The 22633-nt window shown below is 60.6% G+C and carries 11 protein-coding genes; 8 read left to right on the top strand and 3 right to left on the bottom strand.

Annotated elements, in window-relative coordinates; all coding sequences use genetic code 11:
- Window positions 1-2 precede the first annotated feature (2 nt).
- Entirely contained in the window at window positions 3-1394 is a 1392-nt protein-coding gene (locus tag B2A78_RS05305; protein WP_077728869.1) for a Coenzyme F420 hydrogenase/dehydrogenase, beta subunit C-terminal domain, read from the top strand.
- A gap of 338 nt (window positions 1395-1732) precedes the next feature.
- Here the strand turns inward: B2A78_RS05305 and B2A78_RS05300 are convergent, their stop codons facing one another.
- Together B2A78_RS05300 and B2A78_RS05295 are read right to left on the bottom strand one after the other, a co-directional pair.
- The gene (locus B2A78_RS05300) at window positions 1733-3838 is read right to left on the bottom strand and encodes a bifunctional (p)ppGpp synthetase/guanosine-3',5'-bis(diphosphate) 3'-pyrophosphohydrolase (RefSeq protein WP_240502408.1); all 2106 of its coding nucleotides are present in this window, start codon (window positions 3836-3838) and stop codon (window positions 1733-1735) included.
- 132 nt (window positions 3839-3970) lie between these two features.
- Window positions 3971-5314: a diguanylate cyclase gene (locus tag B2A78_RS05295; RefSeq protein ID WP_077728867.1), complete on the bottom strand. Its 1344-nt coding sequence runs from the start codon at window positions 5312-5314 to the stop codon at window positions 3971-3973.
- 566 nt (window positions 5315-5880) lie between these two features.
- Here B2A78_RS05295 and B2A78_RS05290 point away from each other — a divergent pair.
- Window positions 5881-7203, top strand: coding sequence for an NAD(P)/FAD-dependent oxidoreductase (locus B2A78_RS05290; RefSeq protein WP_077728866.1), 1323 nt, complete (start codon window positions 5881-5883; stop codon window positions 7201-7203).
- 170 nt (window positions 7204-7373) lie between these two features.
- On the opposite strand, the gene B2A78_RS05285 is transcribed toward B2A78_RS05290, so the two are convergent.
- The gene (locus tag B2A78_RS05285) at window positions 7374-9296 is read right to left on the bottom strand and encodes an ATP-binding protein (protein WP_143735071.1); all 1923 of its coding nucleotides are present in this window, start codon (window positions 9294-9296) and stop codon (window positions 7374-7376) included.
- 269 nt (window positions 9297-9565) lie between these two features.
- On the opposite strand from B2A78_RS05285, the gene B2A78_RS05280 reads away from it, so the two are divergent.
- The 6 genes from B2A78_RS05280 (at window position 9566) to B2A78_RS05255 (ending at window position 22462) form a co-directional block, all read left to right on the top strand.
- Entirely contained in the window at window positions 9566-13903 is a 4338-nt protein-coding gene (locus B2A78_RS05280; RefSeq protein ID WP_077728864.1) for a DEAD/DEAH box helicase, read from the top strand.
- A 3-nt stretch (window positions 13904-13906) separates the two neighbouring features.
- Window positions 13907-17098 (top strand): error-prone DNA polymerase, encoded by a 3192-nt coding sequence (locus B2A78_RS05275; RefSeq protein WP_077728863.1) that lies wholly within the window; start codon window positions 13907-13909, stop codon window positions 17096-17098.
- Window positions 17099-17163: 65 nt separating this feature from the next.
- Complete coding sequence (locus B2A78_RS05270; RefSeq protein ID WP_077728862.1) at window positions 17164-17763, top strand: hypothetical protein; 600 nt, start codon at window positions 17164-17166, stop codon at window positions 17761-17763.
- A gap of 112 nt (window positions 17764-17875) precedes the next feature.
- Entirely contained in the window at window positions 17876-18592 is a 717-nt protein-coding gene (locus B2A78_RS05265; RefSeq protein WP_168175350.1) for a tetratricopeptide repeat protein, read from the top strand.
- A 51-nt stretch (window positions 18593-18643) separates the two neighbouring features.
- On the top strand, window positions 18644-21502 hold the full coding sequence (gene glnE / locus B2A78_RS05260) for a bifunctional [glutamate--ammonia ligase]-adenylyl-L-tyrosine phosphorylase/[glutamate--ammonia-ligase] adenylyltransferase (protein ID WP_077728860.1): 2859 nt from the start codon (window positions 18644-18646) through the stop codon (window positions 21500-21502).
- A gap of 36 nt (window positions 21503-21538) precedes the next feature.
- A complete protein-coding gene (locus B2A78_RS05255) occupies window positions 21539-22462 on the top strand; it encodes a branched-chain amino acid transaminase (protein ID WP_077728859.1) in 924 nt (307 codons plus the stop codon).
- Window positions 22463-22633: the final 171 nt, after the last annotated feature.

Raw genomic sequence — 22633 nt, 5'->3', positions numbered from 1 at the left:
CGATGCCGACCCCAGCCGATCGACAGACCTTCAGTCCGCGGGACATCGTGAGTTCTGATCTCTGCATCGGCTGCGGCAGTTGCGTGGCACGGGCGAATGCCTTCGCCTCGCGGATGGAACTGGACCGGTACGGGCAATATAAGCCGACAGGGTCTCCCGAATGGCTGCATCGCAGATCCTCGGAGTTCGCGCGAATCTGCCCGTTTTCGCCTGGTGCAAGGGACGAGAACGAGCTGGCCGAGCAGCTTTTTCCGGATGCCGGCCGGCACGATTCCGCCGTGGGACGTTTTCGAACCGCCCACGTGGGTTACGTGGCCGAAAAGGAGTTCCGCGAGCGTGGAAGCTCGGGCGGCATGGTCAGCTGGGTTTTGGCGGAACTGCTGCGTACCGGCCGGATCGACGGCGCGGCGCATGTCGCGGCCACGGACCCGAAGCGCGACGGGCTGTTCTTCCGTTATCGGATCTCGCGCACCGAGGACGAAATCCTGGCTGGCGCGAAGTCGCGCTATTATCCGGTGGAATTATCGGACGTGCTCGGAATCATCCGAGCGAATCCGGGACGCTATGCCGTGGTCGGAGTCCCCTGTTTCATCAAGGCGGTACAACTCCTCCGCCGCTATGATCCCGTGTTTCGCGAACGCATTCGGTTCACTCTGGGCCTTTTCTGCGGCCACATGAAGAGTGCCCGTTTCGTGGAAAGCTTCGCCTGGCAAATGGGTGTCCCGGTAGACGACGTTCAAGGTGTCGAATTCCGCCGCAAAGATCCCGATCGTCCGGCGAACTGGTACACCGCTCAATTGACGCTCAGGAACGGGCAAGTGGTACAGAAGGACTGGTGGCATCTGGCGGACGGCGACTGGGGCGCCGGTTTTTTTCAGAACTCGGCCTGCAACGCCTGCGACGACGTGGTCGCGGAAACGGCCGACATCGCCTTCGGCGATGCCTGGGTGGAACCTTATTCATCCGACGGGCGCGGCACGAATGTGGTCATCGTCCGCTCGCCGGAAATGGAACGGCTCGTGACGACCGGGTTCGAACAAGGCCGGCTGCACCTGACGCCGGTCGACGCCCGGTTCGTCGAACAAACCCAGGCCGCGGGTTTTCGGCAGCGCCGGGAGGGTCTCGCCTATCGACTGAGTTGGCGGCGTCCCGGCGTGAAGCCGAGCAAGCGTGTACCGCCGGATTCCCGAGGCCTATCCGCCCGAAGAAAACTGATTTACCGGTTTCGCAGCCTGATCACGGCCTGGAGCCATCCGGTATTCCGGTTCGCCCGTTTGATCCGGCGGCCGGGGCTCTACATCCGCTGGGCGCGTCTGGCGTTGGCGATCTATCACGGTTTGGCCTATTCCCGGGGCTGGCTTGGCGCAATGATCGACCGATGGGGGCAACACTAAGGAGACTACGTATTACGTATAGAACATTTCGGTCTTCTGTTTTTTTCCCGTTATGGCGCGCCCGAGCATCGCCGGCTTGAGTCGGAACCGCCCGAAGGGGCACGCGAGGGATCGCGTGCGGCGACAAAGGCACACGGACGTGCCTTTTGTCGCCCCCGGATCAAGGCGGCGAAGCGCAGGATCAGCGCGCCATCCGGGTGCCCTTTCTTTGGGTTACTTTTCTTTGGGCAAGCAAAGAAAAGTAACTCGCCAGCGGGGCGAGACCCGCTCCAAAGCAGTCGCCGCGATCAGCGGCACCTTTTACCAAAGCGACTAATGCGAAAAGAAATCACAACCCCTCACCCGTGCTGCAAGCGCCTGGCGCTGAACACGTTGTGCACCTGGCCGATCTTGTCCAGCACCGAGCTGAGCTGTCCGGGGTCCGATACCTCGGCCGTGATCCTCATGACGACCGACTGATCGTCCCCGTTGGTCTCGCTGTGGGTGCGCACGATATTGATATGTTCGTGCGCCAGAATATGGGTGATGTCCTTGAGCAGCCCCTTTCGATCCAGCGCCTTGACTTCGAGCTCCACCGGGAACGCTTCCGGCTCCGTACCCCAGGCCACGTCGATCAGACGGCTCATCTTGCGGGGCGGCAACTGAATGATGTTGTCGCAATCCTGGCGATGGATGGCGACGCCCTTGCCCACCGTTACATAACCGATGATCCGATCGCCGGGCTTGGGCTCGCAGCAATGGGCGAAATAGGTCAGAAGGTTGCGGACTCCCTGGATGGTCACCTCTTCCGATGCCTTGCCCGTCGCCGGCGGCAAGGGTTTTTTCGCCGGGGGAGCCGCCGGAACCTTCGGCTGCCATTCCGGAAGCTTCAAGGCATTGGCCAGTTGGGCCGGAGCGATGTCGGCGCGGCCGACGGCCAGCAGCAGATCGTCCCCGCGCGGCAAATGGAAATGCCGTGCCAGCTCGTCCAGATCGACTTCCTTGATGCCCAGCTTCTGCCGCTCCCGGTCCAGAATGGATTTCCCGGCGCGAAGATGCTTTTCATGATCCTGCTGCTTGAACCATTGGCGGATCTTGGTACGCGCGTGGCCCGTCCTGACATAACCCAAGTGCGGATCCAGCCACCCGAGGCTCGGACCGCCGTGCTTGGCGGTGAGAATTTCGACCTTTTCGCCGGACTTGAGCGAATAGGTCAACGGCACGATACGTCCGTTGACCTTCGCGCCGCGGCAGCGGTGCCCCACCTCGGTGTGGATGTGATAGGCGAAATCCAGCGGCGTCGCTCCTTTACTTAACCGGACCACCTGCCCTTTCGGCGTCAGCACGAAGATCTGGTCCTCGAACAGTTCGGCGCGGAAATCCTCCAGCATCGACTGATCGTCGTCCCTGCTTTCCAGCAGGCGGCGCAGGGCATTGATGCTGCGATCGAGAACCGCGTCCTGCTTGCCGCCTTCCTTATATCGCCAGTGAGCCGCGACACCGTATTCGGCGAAATCGTGCATGGCCTGGGTGCGAATCTGAACTTCGACCGGCCGGCCTTCGGGTCCGATCACCACCGTGTGCAGCGATTGATAGCCGTTTTCCTTGGGGTTGGCGATGTAATCGTCGAACTCCTTGGGAACGTGGAGCCAGCGGCCGTGCACCAGACCGAGCACCGCATAGCAGGTCGCAACATCGTCGACGATGACCCTTACGGCGTGCAGGTCATACAGCTCCTCCAGGTCCAGCTCCTTGCGCTGCGTCTTCCGATAAATGCTGTAGATGTGCTTGGGACGGCCGTAAACCTTGGCGTGGATATGGTTCGCTTCCAATTCCTGCCGCAGTATCTCGATGAATTGACCGACGAAAGCTTCCCGCGTGGCGCGGTTGGTCGCCAACTGGTTGGCAAGATCGCGGTATTTGTCGGGGTTTAGATAGCGAAAAGCGAGATCCTCCAGCTCCCACTTGAGCTGCCCCACGCCCAGCCGGTTCGCCAGGGGCGCGAACACGTCCAGGGTTTCCATGGCGATCCTTTGGCGCAACTCGCCGTCCTGATTCTTGAGCAGCCGCAAGCGCTGGAGACGATAGGCGAGCTTGACCAGCACCGCACGCACGTCGTTGACCACCGATAAAAGCATGCGGCGCAAGAGTTCCGCCTGGGCGGGCTCCTTGATTTCGGTCGGACGGTATTCGTCGAAGGTGTTGAGCCAATTGACCTTCTGCACCAAATCGGCGACGGTCTCCCCGAATTGGGCCTTGATGTCGGCTTCCTTGAGCGTATCGCGGAGATAAGGATCGCTCAGCAGCGCAACCTGCAGCGTGAGCCCATCGGCCTTGATCCCGAGGAGAATATCCGCGACGTCGATGCCGCGCGGCCTGACGATCGTATCTTGATCCCGCGCCCTGCGGGCGAGGTTCAGGGCCTCGGCGATCTTGCCGCGTTCGGCCCCGCCGGCAGCAGCCATCAGCCGCGCCTCCAAGTCATCGATAGCGTGAGAAGAGATATCAGAGCGAGACAGAGAATGCTTCATGAAAATCCGTATAAACACACAAGGTCGAGCAAGACAAGCAAACGGCGCACCAGCGCCAAAGACTACTCAACCCCAGACCATCACCCGATTGCCTCCCGCACGCTTGGCCATGTACATCGCACTATCGGCCTGGAACAGAAGGTCCTCGCTGGTCGCGCCATGACGAGGATATTCCGCGATCCCCATCGAGAGCGTGCTGGTTAATACTTGGTCTTCATAAACGATGTGTAATTCCTGAAACGCCAAACGCCAGGATTCGGCTCGCTGAGCCGCCGTCAACAACGGAGCGCCCGGCAGAATGGCCACGAATTCCTCGCCGCCGAAGCGGCAGACGATGTCCTCGCTGCGCAGGTGGCGCAGCAACAGTGCTGCCAGTTCCTTCAGGACCAGATCCCCCGCCGGATGACCATAAGTGTCGTTGAGTTGCTTGAAATGGTCGATGTCGATCATGACCAGACTGAGCGGCTGATCTTCCCGGGCCGATCGTGACAACTCGCGCCTCAGGGTCTCTTCCATGTACCGCCGGTTGAACAGCGACGTCAGCGGATCGCGTACCGCCAAATCTCTCAGTTTTTCCTGCAATATCCGGTTCTCGGCCAATTGCGCTTCGAGCCGCTCGTTGCTGGCCTGCAATTTATCTTCCGCCAGCTTGCGATCGGTAATGTCGATCAGAAAAGTTAAAATCACGGATACCGTATCTTTCCCGTCCCGCAGCATGCTCGCGGACAAATCGCCCCAGAATACGCTTCCGTCCTTTCGGACCAAACGCTTCTCTCCCCGGTATTGGTCGACTTCACCGCCCAAAAGCGCCTCGGCTCGTTCGCGCGATACGAAACTGTCTTCCGAGGAAATGAGATCGCTCGGAGATAACGCGCTCATTTCGTCGGCGGTGTATCCGAACAGTTCCAACCAACGCCGATTCACCTCGATAAACCGAAAATTCGTATCCAACAAAGCGATCCCGACGGCCGCCTGGTCGAACACCCCCCGCCACAAAGCGATGTTGGAACGAAACTCGGCTTCTTCCGGCTGGGGTATATAGGCGGGCACATCGATCAAGGACAACACGGCGATAGGCTCGCCGTCCAGTTCGGCCGCGCTTGCGTCGATCGAATACTTATGGTGTTTGTTCGACGCGTTCTTAAGAAGCGCCTCCGAACGGACCGTCTTGTTGTCAGAGCACACCGATTCGAGCAACTGCCGCAGAGCATTAGGGTCGTCGAACAGCACCGACGCATCGAGTCCGGGTTTGACGGTATCGCCGAAAAGTTCGCGAGCCGGGCGATTGAGAAAAAGCAGCTTTTGATCGGCCAGTCGAATAGTAACGAGCGGAACAGGAATTTGGTCGCTCCAATCGGGAATGGGATTTGGAAACTCGGAATTCAGCACAAAATCCTGTGGGGCACACATCTGATTAACGTCCGTAAGACAAACCGACTCATCGCTAGTTCTTCAGCCAACCGATAACCAAATCCTATGCTCGAATATTAGCAAGGGCTAAGACGAACATCCACCGCGTTCCTCGACGCACACCGGATTAAAGACATCGGACCTTCGGCTGTGGCAGAATCCGCAGCGGCCGAACATCTCACGGTAATCCGTCATCGGCGCGACTCAATCCGGACCGCCAGCGGGCCGGGGGAGCCGGCTTCAGCGAATATTCGGGAGGCGCTCGATGTCGCATTTTTCCGCTATCACAGTTTGGACTAGCGGTTTTGGCATACCGATCAATTCGCCATCGATAACAGCGTAGACTCATCGATTGTTTCAGCGGATTTACGCAGCCGTCCCATCAACGCCGCTTCAGACGGATGCTTATACCAAGCAAAGCACCGGAAAAGAATTACGCACGGGATAAGCATCACATTTTCGGCAAGACGCGAAAATGCCGGGAACGGGTACCGCCCTTTCAAGGGGGCAAGACCGGCTTATTCCAGTCTTAGATCAGTCATCTATTAAAAAAGGGGGGAGAGGATATGAGCGAATCTAAAACAAGTGAAAACCGGCCCAGGATCGTGGTGGTCGGCGGCGGCGCCGGCGGTCTGGAACTGGTTACGCAGCTCGGCAAGAGCCTTGGCCGGAAGAAGGCCGATATCACGCTGATCGATTGCAGCCGCACTCACATCTGGAAACCGCTGCTGCACGAAGTGGCCGCCGGCACCCTGGATTCCCACGACGACGAACTGGATTATCTAGCCCAGGCGAGCAGCAACGGTTTCCGGTACGTATTGGGCCGCATGGACGGTCTCGATCGCACCAACAAACAAGTCCATCTGGCGGCGATGGTGAACGAAAAGGGCGAAGAAATCATGCCGCCCCGCACCCATCCCTACGACATGCTGGTCATCGCCGTGGGCAGCATCTGCAACGATTTCGGCATCACCGGCGTGGCCGAACATTGCCTGTTCCTGGATACCACCGACCAGGCGGAACAGTTCCAAAACCGGCTGCTGGAAGCGTATTTCCACGCCCACGCCACCGGAGGCGTCAAGGAAACCGGTCAATTGGACGTCGCCATCGTCGGCGGAGGCGCCACGGGCATCGAGCTGTCCGCCCAGCTTCATCAGGCCACACGGCTATTGAGCGCCTACGGGCTCGATAACGTGAAGCCGTCCGACCTCCAGATTCACATCATCGAGGCCGCCGACCGATTGCTCCCGGAACTGCCCGAGCGCCTCTCCAAATCCACGCTCAAACAGCTGGAAAAACTCGGCATTCAGGTCCATCTCGGCGAGCGTGTGGTGGAAGTTACCAAGAACGGCATGAAGACCCAAAGCGGCCGATTCATCCCGGCGGCGCTGAAAGTCTGGGCTGCCGGCGTCAAAGCACCCGATTTTCTCAAGACCATCGCGGATCTCGAAACCAACCGGATCAACCAGGTCGTGGTCCGCCCCACCCTGCAAACCACCGTCGACGACGACATCTTCGCCATCGGCGACTGCGCCGCCTGCCCTTGGCCGGAAAAAAACTCCACCGTTCCGCCACGCGCCCAATCCGCCCATCAGCAAGCCACCCTCGTCCTGAAGAATCTCCGTCGAAAACTGGAGGGCAAGTCCATGCTCACCTACCGATACAAGGACTACGGCTCGCTGGTATCGCTCGGCAAATACAGCACCGTCGGCAATCTGATGGGCAATCTGATGGGCACGGTGATGATTGAGGGCCTGATAGCCCGGCTGGTTTACCTTTCGCTCTACAAGATGCACCAACTGGCGCTATTCGGACCGATCCGGGTCAGCATGCTGATGGTCTCGGGATTCTTCCGGCGGAGATTGAGGCCGAAGATCAAGCTGCATTGAGCCTCGTCTATAGGATGTGCTGACGAAGGAGGGTCGCGACTAAAGCGACCGTTTGCGATTGGAAGCGCATCGTTCGCAATCGATGCGGTTCACTTCGGTCACCACATCCTACAAACTGACTTGTAATCAAGAAACGAGAACGTAGGATGCGGTGAGGCACAAACCGCATCCTACAATCCGGGAACCACGCACACCTGCTCGCAGAGCGGCAAGCGTATTACGAATTCGCTGCCTTTGCCGAGCCCTTCGCTTTTGACTTCGACGTTTCCCCCGTGCATCTCGATGATTTTCTGAACGATCATCAAACCCAGTCCGAGCCCGCCTTGCGCTCGGTCCAGCGTTCTCGCGGCTTGGGTGAATGCATCGAAAAGATGGGGCAGTAATGCGCTGGAGATTCCTTCGCCGGTATCGCGGATGGAGATGATCGCTTCCCCGTTCTCGGCGACTGCGGCAAGCCAAATTCTGCCGCCTTCCGGCGTGTACTTGGCAGCATTGTCGAGAAGATTCGAAACGACTTGAACCAAGCGCACGTGGTCACCTTCGAGATACACCGGCTCTTCGGGCATCGCGACCGAAAGCGTGTGGTGTCTGGACTCGATCAGCGGCTGACTGGTTTCGACAGCCTGGTTGATGACCGTCACGAGATCGACCAGAGTGATTTGAAGCGTGAGTTTGCCTTGCACGATTCGCGACACATCCAACAGATCGCTCACCAAGCGAGCCAGATGATCGACTTGCCGGTCGACCACATCGCGCGCCCACCGCAGATTGGGATCGGGAGTATCCAGCTTGCGCATCAGATGAACCGCATTCCGGATAGGCGCCAGCGGATTCCGGAGTTCGTGTCCGAGCATGGCGATGAATTCGTTCTTTTGCCGGTCGGCATCGCGAAGCGCTTCCTCCGCCTGTTTACGGTCGGTAATGTCCCGCAACACCCCGATCATGCGCACCGGAGTGCCATGGGCGTCATAGTGGAAATCTCCGATCGACGAAACCCATCGAACCGAACCGTCCGGCCAGACAATGCGGAAATCGCAGTCATAGCGGGTGTGACGTTCCCTCGCCTCGTCGACGGTGGCCGCGACATGCGGCAAATCCTCCGGATGTATCCGATCGGAAATCATTCCTTCGTCCATCACCGTCTCCTTGGGCGGGTAGCCAAAAAGCGCGGCATGACGAGGATTCCCCACGACTTTCCGGCTGCCGAGATCCCAATCCCAGGTACCCATCTGCGCGGCATCGATCGCCAATCGGTACCGCTCCTCACTCTCCCGCAACGCCTGTTCCCGCTTGACGCTTTCGCTGATGTCCATAATCACCACCGCGGCGCCCGCGATGCGACCGGTAGCGTCGCGGATGGGTGCGGCGCTGTTGTGAACAATGGCCCGAGCGCCGTCGAAACGCAGAATTTCCATCAGCTGCCCGACGACCGGCTCTCCTTTTTTCAAGACTTGCGCCGGGGCCCAATCCTCCGGCCGGACGCGCTCGTCGGTATCCACCCACCACGCTTTAAAGACGGCATAATCGCTGACCGACCGTACGGGCGGACACGGCCCGCCCCAAACCTGATCGACGGCTCGGTTGGTGCCGATGATGCCGCCTTGTGCGTCCAGGATGGCCACACCCACGGGCAAGGTTTCCATGATGGCTTCGAGCCGGCTGCGCTCGTTCACGACCTCGGTATGCGCCGCGTTCAGCGCCTGTTCGGCCCGCTGGCGCTCGACGATTTCCCGCTCGAGTCGTTCCTTTTGCCGCAGCACCTCGAGGAGCGCCTTTCGTTCTCCGCTACGCAGAAGCGAAACCATCAGGCTGAGCACAGCGCCCACGCTCAACAGCAGCAAGGTTCTGAGCCACTCCCTTTGTTCCACGATCTGCCATGAATGGAGAGGCTCGATCAAATAGAAGATACTCGCCAAGGTGCTCAACACGGTGGCAAAAAGTCCCGCCCTAAAGCTGCCGTACCAGGCCGCAAGCGCCACTCCGAGCAGGAAGAGAAGCAAAGGAGGCGATCCCATGAAAAGCGGCAGCAGGAAATACTGAACGATCACTATGGTTGCTGTCGCCAATGCCGCTACAACATAGCCGTTACTCAAAATCCGTCTGATTGGAAATCTGTGCAAGGAGGTAGCCCTTATTGATCCGAATCTCTTCGGATGAAATCGAAACCGTAAAATCGACTGCCGCGGAAAATACGATACCTTGACCGAAACCGCTATAACAAAACTGGGACATCGGTCAAAGGGTCCCGGTGCGGCGTCGTTTTCACCCTCTCCCAGAGGGAGAGGGTGAAAACTGCGCGATCGCCCGGCCGCGACGATAAGCCTGATTGAGATTGCCGTCCGCTTTGGGGTAACGTAGTTCCATGATTCTCGATCGATTTCACCCAGCTGTCTCGGCTTGGTTCCGGGACGCCTTCCCCGCGCCGACCGAATGCCAGACCGAAGCCTGGGACGCCATTAAATCCGGCCGGCATACGCTGATTGCCGCGCCCACCGGTTCCGGCAAAACCCTCGCGGCGTTTCTGGCCGCCATAGACGATCTGGTTAGGGAAGGCGAAGTCTTCGGTTTGCCGGAAGAAACCCGCGTGCTCTACATCTCGCCGCTCAAGGCGCTGAGCAACGATATCCACAAGAACCTCGAAGCGCCGCTGGACGGAATCAACACCAGGCTATTCGAACTCGGCTCGACAAACGTGGCGATTCGCTCCCAGGTCCGCACCGGCGACACCCCGGCACTCGCTCGGGCGGCTATGAACAAGCATCCGCCGCATATTCTGGTGACCACTCCCGAGTCGGTTTATATCCTTCTCACCAGCGAAGGTGGGAGGCGAATGCTGAAAACCGTTCGGACGGTGATCGTCGACGAAATCCATGCGGTGGTGGGCAGCAAGCGCGGATCGCACCTGGCCTTGTCGCTGGAACGGCTGGAACGACTGGTCGAGCACCGCCTCGCCCGCATCGGTCTCTCCGCAACCCAGAACCCCATCGAATCGGTCGCAAGCTTTCTGACCGGCGGGACCAATTGCCGCATCATCGATACCGGCCACCGGCGCCGACTCGACCTGGCCATCGAGCTGCCCGATTCGCCGCTGGAGGCGGTGCTCTCCCAGCAAGCGGCCAAGGAAATCTACGACCGCATGACGACCTTGATCGAGGCGCACAAGACCACGCTGATCTTCGTCAACACGCGCCGCATGGCGGAACGGGTGGCTCGCGCCCTGAGCGAACGGCTGGGCGAGGAACACGTCACCTCGCACCACGGCAGCCTGTCGCGGGAGCAGCGGCTTTCCGCCGAGCACCGCCTAAAAGCCGGGAAGCTGAAAGCGCTGGTCGCCACCGCCTCCTTGGAACTCGGCATCGACGTGGGCGACGTGGACCTGGTTTGCCAACTGGGAACCACCGGCTCGATCTCCACCTTTCTGCAGCGAGTGGGCCGTTCCGGGCACTTTGCAGGAGGTCTGCCCAAGGGCCGGCTGTTCCCGGCCAGCCGGGACGATCTCATCGAATGCATCGCTCTGATCGATGCGATACGACGAGGCGATCTGGATCGCTTGATCATGCCGCAAAAGCCCGTGGATGTCCTGGCTCAGCAGATCGTCGCAATGGTGGCCGCGGCGGACTGGTCGGAGGACGAGCTTTACCGCACCGTGTGCCGCGCGTTTCCCTACCGCGAACTGAGCCGGCAAGAGTTCGACGAAATCGTCAAGATGCTGGCGGAGGGCTTCAGTACCCGGCGCGGGCCGCGCGGCGCCTATTTGCACCGGGACGGCATCCACAAGCGCTTGCGGGCCCGGAGAGGCGCGAGACTCACCGCCGTGACCTGCGGCGGGGCGATTCCGGACAACGCCGAATACCGCGTGATCCTGGAACCCTCCGGGGAATTCATCGGCACCGTGGACGAAGATTTCGCCATCGAAAGCCTGGCCGGCGACATTTTCCAGCTCGGCAACGCGAGCTGGCGGGTCTTGCGGCTCGAAGCCGGCACCTTGCGCGTGGAGGATGCCCGACATCAGCCGCCCAATATCCCGTTCTGGTTCGGCGAAGCGCCAGGGCGGACTCATGAGCTGTCTTACGCGGTGGCGCGGCTCCGGCGGGAAATCGAGGAGCGCTTGGAAAGGCCGTTCGATACAGGCTTTGTAGGCCCGGATAAGAACCTGAATCTACCCGCCGCCAATGCCTTTCTCGAAAAGGAGGTCGGCGTGTCGTCGCTGGCCGCAGTGCAGGCCGTCAACTACCTGGCCGCGGCCAAGCTGGCCCTAAGCACACTGCCCACCTTGGACACCCTGGTGTTCGAACGTTTCTTCGACGAATCGGGCGGCATGCAGTTCATCATTCACGCGCCCTACGGCAGCCGGGTCAATCGCGGCTGGGGACTCGCCCTGCGCAAGCGCTTCTGCCGTACCTTCAACTTCGAGCTGCAAGCCGCCGCCACCGAGAACGCCATCATCCTGTCACTGGGCGTCTCGCAAAGCTTTCCGCTGGAGGACGTCACGCGTTTCCTGAACGCCAACACCGTGCGCGATTTGTTGGTGCAGGCGCTGCTCGCGGCCCCGATGTTCAACGTGCGCTGGCGCTGGAACGCCGTCTGCTCGCTCGCGCTCAAGCGCTTTCAGGGCGGCCGTAAGACGCCCCCCTATCTCCTCCGCATGCAGGCGGAAGACCTCGTCACCTGCGTGTTTCCCGACCAGCTCGCGTGCTTCGAGAACATCGTCGGCGACCGGGAGGTGCCCGATCATCCGCTGGTCAACCAGACCGTGCACGATTGCCTGACCGAAGCCATGGACATCGACCGGTTGATCGAGGTGATCGGCGGGATCGAAAGCGGCGCGATCCGCGTGGTGTGCCGCGATCTGACCGAACCCTCGCCGCTCGCCGCCGAAATCGTCAATTCCAAGGTCTACAGCTTTCTGGACGGAGCTCCCCTGGAAGAGCGCCGGACCCGCGCGGTGGCCAGCCGCCGCTGGCTCGATCCTTCCGAAGCCGCGGACCTCGGACGTCTCGACCAGGCGGCCATCGACCGGGTGCGGCAGGAAGCCTGGCCCGAGGCCTCCAACGCCGACGAGCTGCACGACGCCTTGCAGATGCTGGGCTTTCTCCAGCAATCCGAAGCGGAAATCGGCTGGGAAGCATTCTTTCGGGAGTTGAAGCTGCAAGGGCGCGTGGCGGAATTGCATGTAGCGAGCGGCAACATTCTTTGGATTGCGGCCGAGCGCTTGCCGCAATTCCAGGCGGTGTATGCGCAGGCCGATGGCTCCTCGTCGGCTGGCATCGGTTATGCGGCACAACTGCCGCCGGAGTATCTGGAGCAAACCTGGACGCCGGAAGACGCGCTGAAGGAAATCGTCCGCGCGCGCATCGACTGCACCGGGCCGGTCACGGCGGCGGAACTGGCGGAAGCCATGGCTCTTCCCGTCGGCCGCGTCGAGTATGCTCTCCTGGCGCTGCAGAACGAAGGCTTCGTCCTGCGCGGGTCGTATACGCCAGGAGCCGGCACGGAAGAATGGTGCGAAAGGCGCCTTCTGGCGCGCATCCACCGCTACACCATCAACCGTCTGCGCCAGGAAATCGAACCGGTGCCCAGCGCCGATTTCATGCGTTTCCTGTTCCGCTGGCAGCACGTGCATCCCGAAAACCGCATGCAGGGCGCGCAAGCCCTCGCGGCGGTCCTGGCCCAACTGGAAGGCTTCGAGGCGGCCGCGGTTGCCTGGGAAGGCGATGTGCTGCCGGCGCGAATTGCCGATTACGACCCGGCCTGGCTCGACGCCCTGTGTCTTTCGGGCAAGATTGTCTGGACCCGGCTTTCCGCCGCCAAAGGCGGCCAAGGGCCCGTCAAATCCTCGCCCATGGCGCTCATAGCCCGGCGTCATCTATCGTACTGGCGGCAGTTCGCCGTTCAAAGCGAGTCAACCGAGCTGTCGCCCGCCGCACGGCACGTAGCGGATATCCTGAAAACCCGCGGCGCTCTCTTTTTCGAAGAACTGGCGCAGTGGACAGGTCTACTGCCGACCCAGCTGGAAAACACGCTGGCGGAACTGGTGGCGCGCGGGTGGGTCGCCTCGGACAGTTTCATGGGGCTGCGCGCCCTGCTGATCCCCGAGCAAAAAAAGCAGCGCTATCGGGGACTTTCCTTCGGAATGGCGGAAGCCGGGCGCTGGACGCTCGTGCAGCCGCCCTTGCTACTCGACGAGAACGCATCCGAGTCGGCCGATCAGGAAGCCGTCGAGCATATCGCCGGCACACTGCTCAAGCGCTATGGCGTCGTGTTTCGGGCGCTGTTGGCCCGCGAGACCGTCGCGCCGCCCTGGCAGGATCTCCTACGCATTTACCGGCGTCTGGAAGCGCGCGGCGAAATACGCGGAGGACGCTTCGTGGCCGGCCATTTCGGCGAGCAGTTCGCCCTGCCCGAAGCCGTGGAAGCCCTGCGCGCGATGCGCAAGGAGAAAGACACCGAAACCTTGGTCACGCTCAGCGCCGTCGATCCGCTGAATCTCGTCGGCATCGTCACGCCCGGCGCGAAAATCCCCGCGCTCCCAGGCAATCGCGTGCTGTTCCGGGACGGCATCCCGACAGCCCTGCACGCCGGCAAGGAAACACAATTCCTGGTTTCGGTGGAAAAACACCGGGAGTGGGAGTTCAAGAACCGGCTGACGCAAAGGACCGTCCCGCCGCAGCTGCGGGCTTATCTCGGCTCGGCGTCATAGGATATGGCCGAACTCCATTGCCTCAGCAATTACAGCTTCCTGCGCGGCGCCTCGCACCCCGAAGAGCTGGTCGAAACGGCAGCCCGCCTCGGCTATACCGCACTGGCGCTGACCGACGAATGCTCCCTGGCCGGAGTGGTAAAAGCTCATCTGGAGGCGCGCCGTCACGGCTTGAAGCTGATCGTCGGCAGCGAATTCCGATTGGAAGGATCGGTTCGACGCTCCAATCGCAAACGACCTGGCCGGGAGCGCCGGCCAGCCCCTTCCCCGGACGACCGTTTGCGATTGGAAGGGTCGTCCTGGCGCTCCCGGGACGACCGTTTGCGATTGGAAGACGGGCTCAAGCTGGTGCTGCTGGCCACCGATCGGGAAGGCTACGCGCAGCTTTCCGGCCTCATCACCGCAGCCCGGATGAATGCGCCCAAAGGCCATTACCGGCTGGACCGCCTCATACTGGAACGACACCCGCTGGACCATTGCCTGGCGCTATGGCTGCCGGGCGAAACGCCGCAACCGGAACAAGGCGTCTGGCTTAAGGAGCGTTTTTCCGGCCGTCTTTGGATCGGCGTGGAGCTGTTCCTGAGCGGAACGGACCGGGAACGTCTGAATCGCCTTTGCCGGCTCGGCAGCGATCTGGGACTGCCTTTGGTGGCCTGCAACGATGTGCACATGCACAGCCCGGAACGGCAGCCTCTGCAAGACACGCTCACCGCCATTCGCCTGAACCGGCCGCTTTCCGAGCTCGGCTACGCGCTGTTCCCGAACGGCGAGCGCCATCTCCGCCCGCTGTCCCGCCTGGCCCGGCTCTATCCCCCGGAGCTGCTGGCGGAAACCGTGCGCATCGCCGAACGATGCCGGTTTTCGCTCGATGAACTCCGCTACGAATATCCGGCCGAACTGGTACCGGAAGGCCATACACCAAAGAGTTGGCTGCGTCATTTGACCGAGGAAGGTGTCAGGCGCCGCTGGCCTGACGGCGCTCCCGACAAGGTGCGGCGGCAAATCGAACACGAACTCTCTTTGATCGCCGATCTCGCCTATGAGCCCTATTTCCTCACCATTCAAGACATCGTCCGCTTCGCCCGCGAGCGGAGCATCCTGTGCCAGGGTCGCGGTTCGGCCGCCAACTCGGCGGTCTGCTATTGCCTAGGCATCACCGAAGTCGATCCGGGGCGTCTCGATCTTTTGTTCGAGCGCTTCATCTCCCGTGAGCGGAACGAACCGCCCGACATCGACGTGGATTTCGAGCACGAGCGGCGCGAGGAAGTCATCCAATACATCTACCGCAAATACGGCCGGCAGCGCGCCGCCCTGGCCGCCAGCGTCATCACTTACCGGACCCGCAGCGCGGTGCGCGACGTGGCCAAGGCGTTAGGCTTCAGCCGCGAGCAGATCGACCATCTGGCCGGAGCCGCCCATTTTTTGAGCGGCGACGGTGTGGATACCGAACGCCTCCAAGCCGCCGGCTTCGACCCTAAGAATCCGAAACTCCGCCTGCTCGCCGGATTGGTCCGGCAATTGCGCGGCTTTCCGCGCCATCTGTCGCAACACACCGGCGGCTTCGTCATCGCGGCGGACGCCTTGCCGCGCTTGGTGCCGGTGGAAAACGCGGCGATGCCTGAACGCACCGTGATTCAATGGGACAAGGACGATCTGGAAGCGCTCGGCCTGCTCAAGGTGGACGTTCTCGCCTTAGGCATGCTGACCGCCATCCGCAAGGCGCTCGATTATGTGAGCAACTGGCGCGGTGAAGCACTGAGCCTGGACCGCATTCCGGCGGAAGATCCGGCGGTCTACGCCATGCTGCAACGGGCCGACAGCCTTGGGGTGTTTCAGGTGGAATCCCGCGCCCAAATGGCCATGCTGCCCCGCTTGAAACCCGAGAACTACTACGACCTGGTCATTCAGGTGGCGATCGTGCGCCCTGGTCCCATTCAGGGCGACATGGTTCATCCTTATCTCGCGCGCCGCAGCGGGCGGGAACCGGTCACTTATCCCGGCCCGGACGTCGAAAAAGTGCTCAAGCGCACCCTGGGCGTCCCGATTTTCCAGGAACAGGTGATGCAGATCGCCATGGTGGCCGCCGGTTTCAGCGCCGGCGAGGCGGACCAGCTCCGCCGCGCCATGGCGGCCTGGCATCGGCGCGGCGGTCTGGAGAAATTCCAAAGCCGTCTGATCGAAGGCATGCGCGAACGCGGCTACAGCGCCGAGTTCGCGGAGCAGATCTACCGGCAGATTCAGGGTTTCGGCGAATACGGCTTTCCGGAATCGCATTCCGCCAGCTTCGCCTTATTGGTATATGTTTCGGCCTGGCTGAAATGCCATCATCCCGCCGCTTTCACCTGCGCGCTGCTCAACAGCCAGCCCATGGGCTTTTACGCTCCCGCCCAGCTCGTTCAGGATGCGCGCCGTCACGGCGTGGATGTCCGCCCAGTCGACGTGCGGTACAGCGATTACGATTGCACACTCGAAGGGTCGCCCCCCGAACCGTCCGCCCTCCGCCTCGGCCTGCGCCTGATGAAAGGTTTGTCGCGGCAAGGCGCCGAAGGCATCGTCGCCGCCCGGCTGGAGAAGCCCTTTGCCGATGCCGCCGACCTGATCGCCCGCGCAAAACTCGACCGCCGTGATTCCGAAGCATTGGCCGCGGCCGATGCCTTGCACGGACTCGCCGGCCACCGGCATCGCGCGTTTTGGGATATGAGCGCGCACGAACGCCCCACGCCGCTGTTCGGCCAGCCGGCGTTCGACGAGGGCGTGCCCTTGCTGCGTCCGCCCCGCGAGGGCGAAAACATCGTCGCCGATTACGCGTCCACCGGACTCACCCTGCGCCGCCATCCCTTGACTCTGCTGCGTTCCCGGCTCGCCGCACGGCGCCTGCTCAGTGCCGAGGAATTGCGCGCACTGGGCCACGGATGCTTCGCGCGCACCGCCGGCCTTGTCATCTGCCGGCAGCGCCCGATGACCGCTTCCGGCGTCATCTTTCTCACCCTCGAAGACGAAACCGGCCAGACCAATGTCATCGTCTGGCCCAGCCTGGTCCAGCGGCAGCGCCACATCGTTCTGCAAGCGGGACTCCTCGCCGTGCACGGCACGGTGCAGGAAGAAGACGGCGTGTTGCACCTCGTTGCCGGCCGGCTGGAAGACTTGAGCCACTGGCTGGGTAACTTGAGCGTGCCCTGCCGGGATTTTCATTAGCCGGCTGAATCTGCGACTTTCGTGCTATCGTAGACGATCCATTTTCCCGTCTCTTCGAGCACCTCATGAACCCACGAATCGCGACCCTGATCGAAAACATCCAAGCGCTCGAAGAGGAACTCGAAGCCGAACTGGCCAAACATAGGGAAGAATTCCGGATCAAGCTCCGCAACGGAAGGATCGATTATGCCCACGAACTGTTGCGGGAACACCGCAGACTCAAGGCGAGCCTGACCAAGTACATCGTCAGGGCCAACCCGCTCACGCTGCTCACCGCGCCGATCATTTACTCATTGATCGTCCCTTTCGTCCTTCTGGATCTGGCCGTCACGCTATATCAGGCGGTTTGCTTCCCGATTTACGGCATTCCTAAGGCAAAGCGCGGCGACTACCTGGTCTTCGACCGAGGGCGATTGGCTTATCTGAATCTGATCGAAAAACTAAATTGCGCATACTGTTCCTACGGTAACGGCCTTCTCGCTTACGTCCGCGAGATTGCCGCCCGCACCGAACAGCACTGGTGTCCCATCAAACACGCGCGCCGCATCAAATCGCCCCACTCCTCATACGGCCGGTTTCTCGATTACGGCGACGCCGAGACTTATCGGCGAGAGATAGAAAAAACGAGAAGAAATTTCGGCAACGAAAAATCCGATCAGCCGTAGCCAGTCAATCGGACCGGCCGCCACCTCGAGAATCTATAGACATTCCTCATTAACCACCCGATCCTCGATTGTTAGAATGCTTGTTTCATCGCCCACTGCTGAAAATTTGCATTTGAAATCCTTACATCTCGTACTCGCCTTGTTAGCTGTTATTCTCCCCGGTACCAGCCACTCGAAGGCCGAATCGGGCGTTCATGAGGCCGTCCGGCGTCTTGAAGACGAATGGGCGGAGATTTTTTACCGCCTGCCGCCATCCGAACATGCAGAGAAGTTCAAAGGCCTTCTGGCCAGGGTTCATGCCGTGTCCGAGCAGTACCCCAAAGAAGCCGATCCGCTGGTTCTGGAGGCCATCGTCCTCTGCACCTACGCCGCTGCGGACGTCGGTTTGAGCTCGCTGAGCAGGGTCAGCGAGGCCCGGGAACTGCTCATCAAGGCGATAGACATCGATCCCCGCGCCATGGAAGGATCGGCTTATATCACCCTCGGCAATCTTTATTACCGGCTTCCCGGCTGGCCAATCTCCTTCGGAGACGACGATTCGGCCCGTCAATATCTGGAAGCGGCTTTGAAGCTATATCCGAACGCCCTGGATTCGAATTATTTTTACGGCGACTTTTTGTTGCAGCAGGGCGAGTATGACAAGGCCCTGCCTTATTTGGAAAAAGCCGAGAAAGCACCGATTCGGCCTTACATGTTGCTTTCCGATGCCAAATTGAAGGAAGAAGTCCGTGAGGCACTGATAGCCGCACGCGAAAAGCGGGACGAGCACGGGGATTTCTTCCAGGGCTTTTTGACGTCGTTTTTCGGTAACGATGCTAAAAAGCCCTGAAACGATCATGTCCCGAGGCCTGACCCACTCCATCATCGTTAAGACTGTCTTATGTCCGACAACTCCGATTTTCTGCAGCGCTTGCCCGAACCGCTCAAACAGCCGGTAGCCTCGGCTTGGGCCGCGTTTTCCGCAAACTCGGCGCACCTCGGAATCGAACTCGACGAGTTTCCGGACAAGATCAAAGGCTCTTTAGGTCCGGTCTGGGCCGCGAGCCCTTTCGTCGCCGAACAATGCGCCCGCCGGCCGGAGCTCCTGAAAGACTTATTGGAATCGGGCCGGCTGGTGAACTCGACCGACGAGGAAACCTGTCGCGGCGACCTGCGACAGCTCCTGGAAGGCGTAGCTACCGAAACGGAGTTGATGGCCGTTCTGCGCCGCTTCCGTAACCGGGAAATGGTGCGCATCGCCTGGCGCGACATTGCCGGCTGGGCAAGCCTGGAAGAAACCCTCCGGGATTTATCCGCGCTCGCCGACGTGTGTGTACAGGAAAGCCTGGACTTTCTTTTTCGCCAAGCCTGCGCCGCCAAGGGAACGCCGGTCAACAAGCAAGGCCGGCCGCAATCGCTGGTCGTGCTGGGCATGGGCAAGCTCGGCGCCTTCGAGCTGAATTTCTCGTCCGACATCGATCTGATTTTCGCCTATCGGGACGACGGGGTTCTGGCGGACAAGCGCGAAACCAGCTACTGCGAGTTTTACACCAAGCTGGCGCGCAATCTGGTCAAGGTGTTGGACACCCAGACCGAGGACGGCTTCATCTTCCGCGTCGACCTGCGCTTGCGCCCGTTCGGCGACTCGGGCCCCCTGGTTCAGAACTTCTATGCCTTGGAAGCGTACTACCAAAGCCAGGCGCGCGAGTGGGAACGCTACGCCATGGTCAAGGTGCGCCCCATCGCCGGCGATATCGAAGCCGGACGCGAACTTCAGGAATTTCTCAAGCCTTTCGTCTATCGGCGTTATCTCGATTACCGAACGCTCGGCGAATTGCGCGAATTGAAGCAGAAAATCTCGCTGGAACTGCAACGCAAGGACCGCCAGGAAAACATCAAGCTCGGTCCGGGCGGCATTCGGGAAATCGAGTTCATCGGCCAGGCATTTCAACTGATCCGCGGCGGACGCGAGAAACGCCTGCAGGAGCGCCGCATCCAGGTCGTACTGGAAACCCTGGCCGATCTGGGCTTGCTGCCCAAGCCCACGGTCGAAAAACTTCAGGAGGCCTATCGCTTTCTCCGCACGGTCGAAAACCGGCTGCAACAATACGCCGACAGGCAAACCCACGATCTTCCCACCGGCCCTGTACAGCGGCTCAGCCTCGCTTTCGCGATGGGCTTTTCCGCCTGGGAGAGCTTCAAAGCGCGCATCGATGCGGTGCGCCGGGAGGTTCACGAGGTGTTCGAACAGGTCGTCGCGCCGGTCAAGGCCGAGGGCCGAGACTTTTTCGCATTGAGCGGCGATCGCGAACAGATTTACATGGCATTGCGGAATCTCGGCTGGCCTACACCTGAATCCGGGGCAAAACTCATCGAGACGTTTCAGACTTCCCACGCCATCAAGAATCTCACTCCGAGGGGCGCTTCGGAACTCGCTCGCCTGATGCCCATGCTACTCCGAGCCACGGCCTCGACCGAACAGCCCGAAAATGCCCTGGAGCGGATTTTCGCGCTATTGGAGGCCATCGCTAGCCGCAACGTTTATCTGACCCTTCTGGCGGAGAACCCGCAAGCTTTGTCGCAGCTCGTCAAACTGGCAGCGGGCAGCCCCTGGATCACCAACTATATCGCCCAACATCCTCTGCTTCTGGACGAATTGCTGGACCCGCGCGCGCTTTACACGCCGCTGTCGAAGGCGGAACTGGAACGGGAACTGAGCCGGAAGCTCGACTCGATCGATCCCGAGGATCTCGAACAAATCCTGATCGGCCTGCGCCAGTTCAAGCAAAGCAGCATTTTGAGAGTCGCGGCAGCCGATTTCGTCGGCGCCATTCCGATCATGGTGGTCAGCGACTATCTCACCTATATCGCCGAAGTGCTGGTGAACGAAGTCATGCGACAAGCTTGGCGACTGACGGCCGCGCGGCACGGCGTTCCTCCCGGCGCAAGCGTCGACCAAGTCGGCGGTTTCGGCGTAATCGCCTACGGCAAAATGGGCGGGCTGGAACTCGGCTACGGATCGGATCTGGATCTGGTCTTCCTCTATGACGGCGTCGACAGCGCTCTCACCAATGGCGAGCGGCCGGTCAGCACCGCCGAGTTTTTCGCGCGGATGGGCAAGCGCATCATTCATCTTTTGACGGCGAATACCCCCGCGGGCATTCTCTACGAGGTGGATTTGCGGCTTCGGCCGTCCGGAAGTTCCGGTCTTCTGGTCAGCAGTGTCGACGCGTACGACACCTACCAAATGGATAACGCCTGGACTTGGGAGCAGCAGGCGCTGGTAAAGGCCCGGTTCGTCGCCGGAGATCCCGAAATCGGCGAACGGTTCGGCACTATCCGCGAGAAGTCTCTGTGCCGGGAGCGGGATACCGAAACCCTACGGACCGAAATTCGCGAAATGCGCGAAAAAATGCGCGCCAATCTGGCAGCAAAAGACCCCGACGTGTTCGATTTGAAGCAAAGTTTCGGCGGTATCGTCGATATCGAGTTTATAGTACAATTCGGGGTTCTTTCGCGTGCTCACGATTGCAATAAACTGACCGAGTGGACCGACGTGGTACGCCTACTGGACTCTCTCACGAAGGCCGGTTTTTTAAGTTCTGACGATGCCGGACTATTAAGGCAGGCCTATTGCCTTTTCCGTGAACGTACCCACCGGCTTGCGCTGCTTGAAGTGCCCGCGCTGGTTCCGGCCCATGAACATTTCGAACTGCGTTCCCACGTGCAGCAGATTTGGCGGAACGTGATGGAACGCTAAGTTTTTCAATTCACTGGTAATTTCGGAGAACGACTGATGGCGATGGATGACAGAGACGGCGTCATCTGGCTCGACGGCGAGTGGCTGCCCTGGCGAGACGCAAAGGTTCACGTGCTGACCCATACCCTACATTACGGCTGCGGCGTATTCGAGGGTCTTCGGGCTTACAAGACCGACCGGGGCGCGGCGATCTTCCGCCTGCGCGACCACACCGACCGGCTGTTCCGCTCCGCCCACATCATGAACATGAAGATTCCTTTCGACAAGGACATCCTCGACCGGGCGCAATGCGAAGCCGTAAGCCGGAACGGCCTGTCCAGCGCCTACATCCGGCCGATGTGCTTCTACGGTTCCGAAGGCATGGGCCTGCACGCCAAGGGGCTCAATGTACATGTCATGATCGCCGCCTGGGAATGGGGCAGTTACCTCGGCGCCGAAAACATGGCGCGCGGCATCAAGGTCCGCACCTCGTCCTATACCCGCAACTCCGTCAACAGCGTCATGTGCAAGGCCAAGGCGAACGGCAACTATCTGAATTCGATCCTGGCCGTTCAGGAAGCCGTGGAAGCGGGCTGCGACGAAGCCTTGTTGCTCGATCACGAGGGTTACGTAGCCGAAGGCAGCGGCGAGAACATCTTCATCGTGCGCCGCGGCAAGCTCTATACGCCGGACCTGACCTCGGCGCTGGAAGGCATCACCCGCGAAACCGTCTTCACCATCGCCCGGGAGAACGGGCTGGAAGTTGTCGAAAAGCGGATTACCCGCGATGAAGTCTATGTCGCGGACGAGGCTTTCTTCACCGGTACAGCCGCCGAAGTAACCCCCATCCGGGAAGTGGACGGGCGGACCATCGGCGAAGGCGGACGCGGACCGATCACGGAAAAGCTGCAAACCCTGTATTTCGATTACGTGCACGGCCGCCGTAACGACCATCAGGAGTGGCTCAGCTACGTGGGCTGATCAACCCTCAGCCGTACTTCGGGGCGGGATTTTCCCGCCCTACCCCACTTTGCTAACTAGGCAACTGCTCACCCCAATAAAGCCCGTAGGATGTGCTGAACGAAGTGAAGCACCCTTCGACCGGGCTCAGGACAGGCATCGTTCGCGATTGATACGGGTCATGCCGTACAT

The sequence above is a fragment of the Methylocaldum sp. 14B genome, assembly GCF_002005105.1.
Taxonomy (GTDB): domain Bacteria; phylum Pseudomonadota; class Gammaproteobacteria; order Methylococcales; family Methylococcaceae; genus Methylocaldum.
Note: the sequence above shows the minus strand (reverse complement) of the source record. Positions and strands in the feature narration are given on the sequence as shown.

Excerpts from the sequence above, each read along its gene's own strand:
- B2A78_RS05305 (WP_077728869.1), top strand. The coding sequence starts at position 3 with ATGCCGACCCCAGCCGATCGACAGACCTTCAGTCCGCGGGACATCGTG.
- B2A78_RS05280 (WP_077728864.1), top strand. The coding sequence starts at position 9,566 with ATGATTCTCGATCGATTTCACCCAGCTGTCTCGGCTTGGTTCCGGGAC.
- B2A78_RS05270 (WP_077728862.1), top strand. The coding sequence starts at position 17,164 with ATGAACCCACGAATCGCGACCCTGATCGAAAACATCCAAGCGCTCGAA.
- B2A78_RS05290 (WP_077728866.1), top strand. The coding sequence starts at position 5,881 with ATGAGCGAATCTAAAACAAGTGAAAACCGGCCCAGGATCGTGGTGGTC.
- B2A78_RS05300 (WP_240502408.1), bottom strand. The coding sequence starts at position 3,838 with ATGGCTGCTGCCGGCGGGGCCGAACGCGGCAAGATCGCCGAGGCCCTG.
- B2A78_RS05275 (WP_077728863.1), top strand. The coding sequence starts at position 13,907 with ATGGCCGAACTCCATTGCCTCAGCAATTACAGCTTCCTGCGCGGCGCC.
- B2A78_RS05255 (WP_077728859.1), top strand. The coding sequence starts at position 21,539 with ATGGCGATGGATGACAGAGACGGCGTCATCTGGCTCGACGGCGAGTGG.
- glnE (WP_077728860.1), top strand. The coding sequence starts at position 18,644 with ATGTCCGACAACTCCGATTTTCTGCAGCGCTTGCCCGAACCGCTCAAA.
- B2A78_RS05295 (WP_077728867.1), bottom strand. The coding sequence starts at position 5,314 with ATGTGTGCCCCACAGGATTTTGTGCTGAATTCCGAGTTTCCAAATCCC.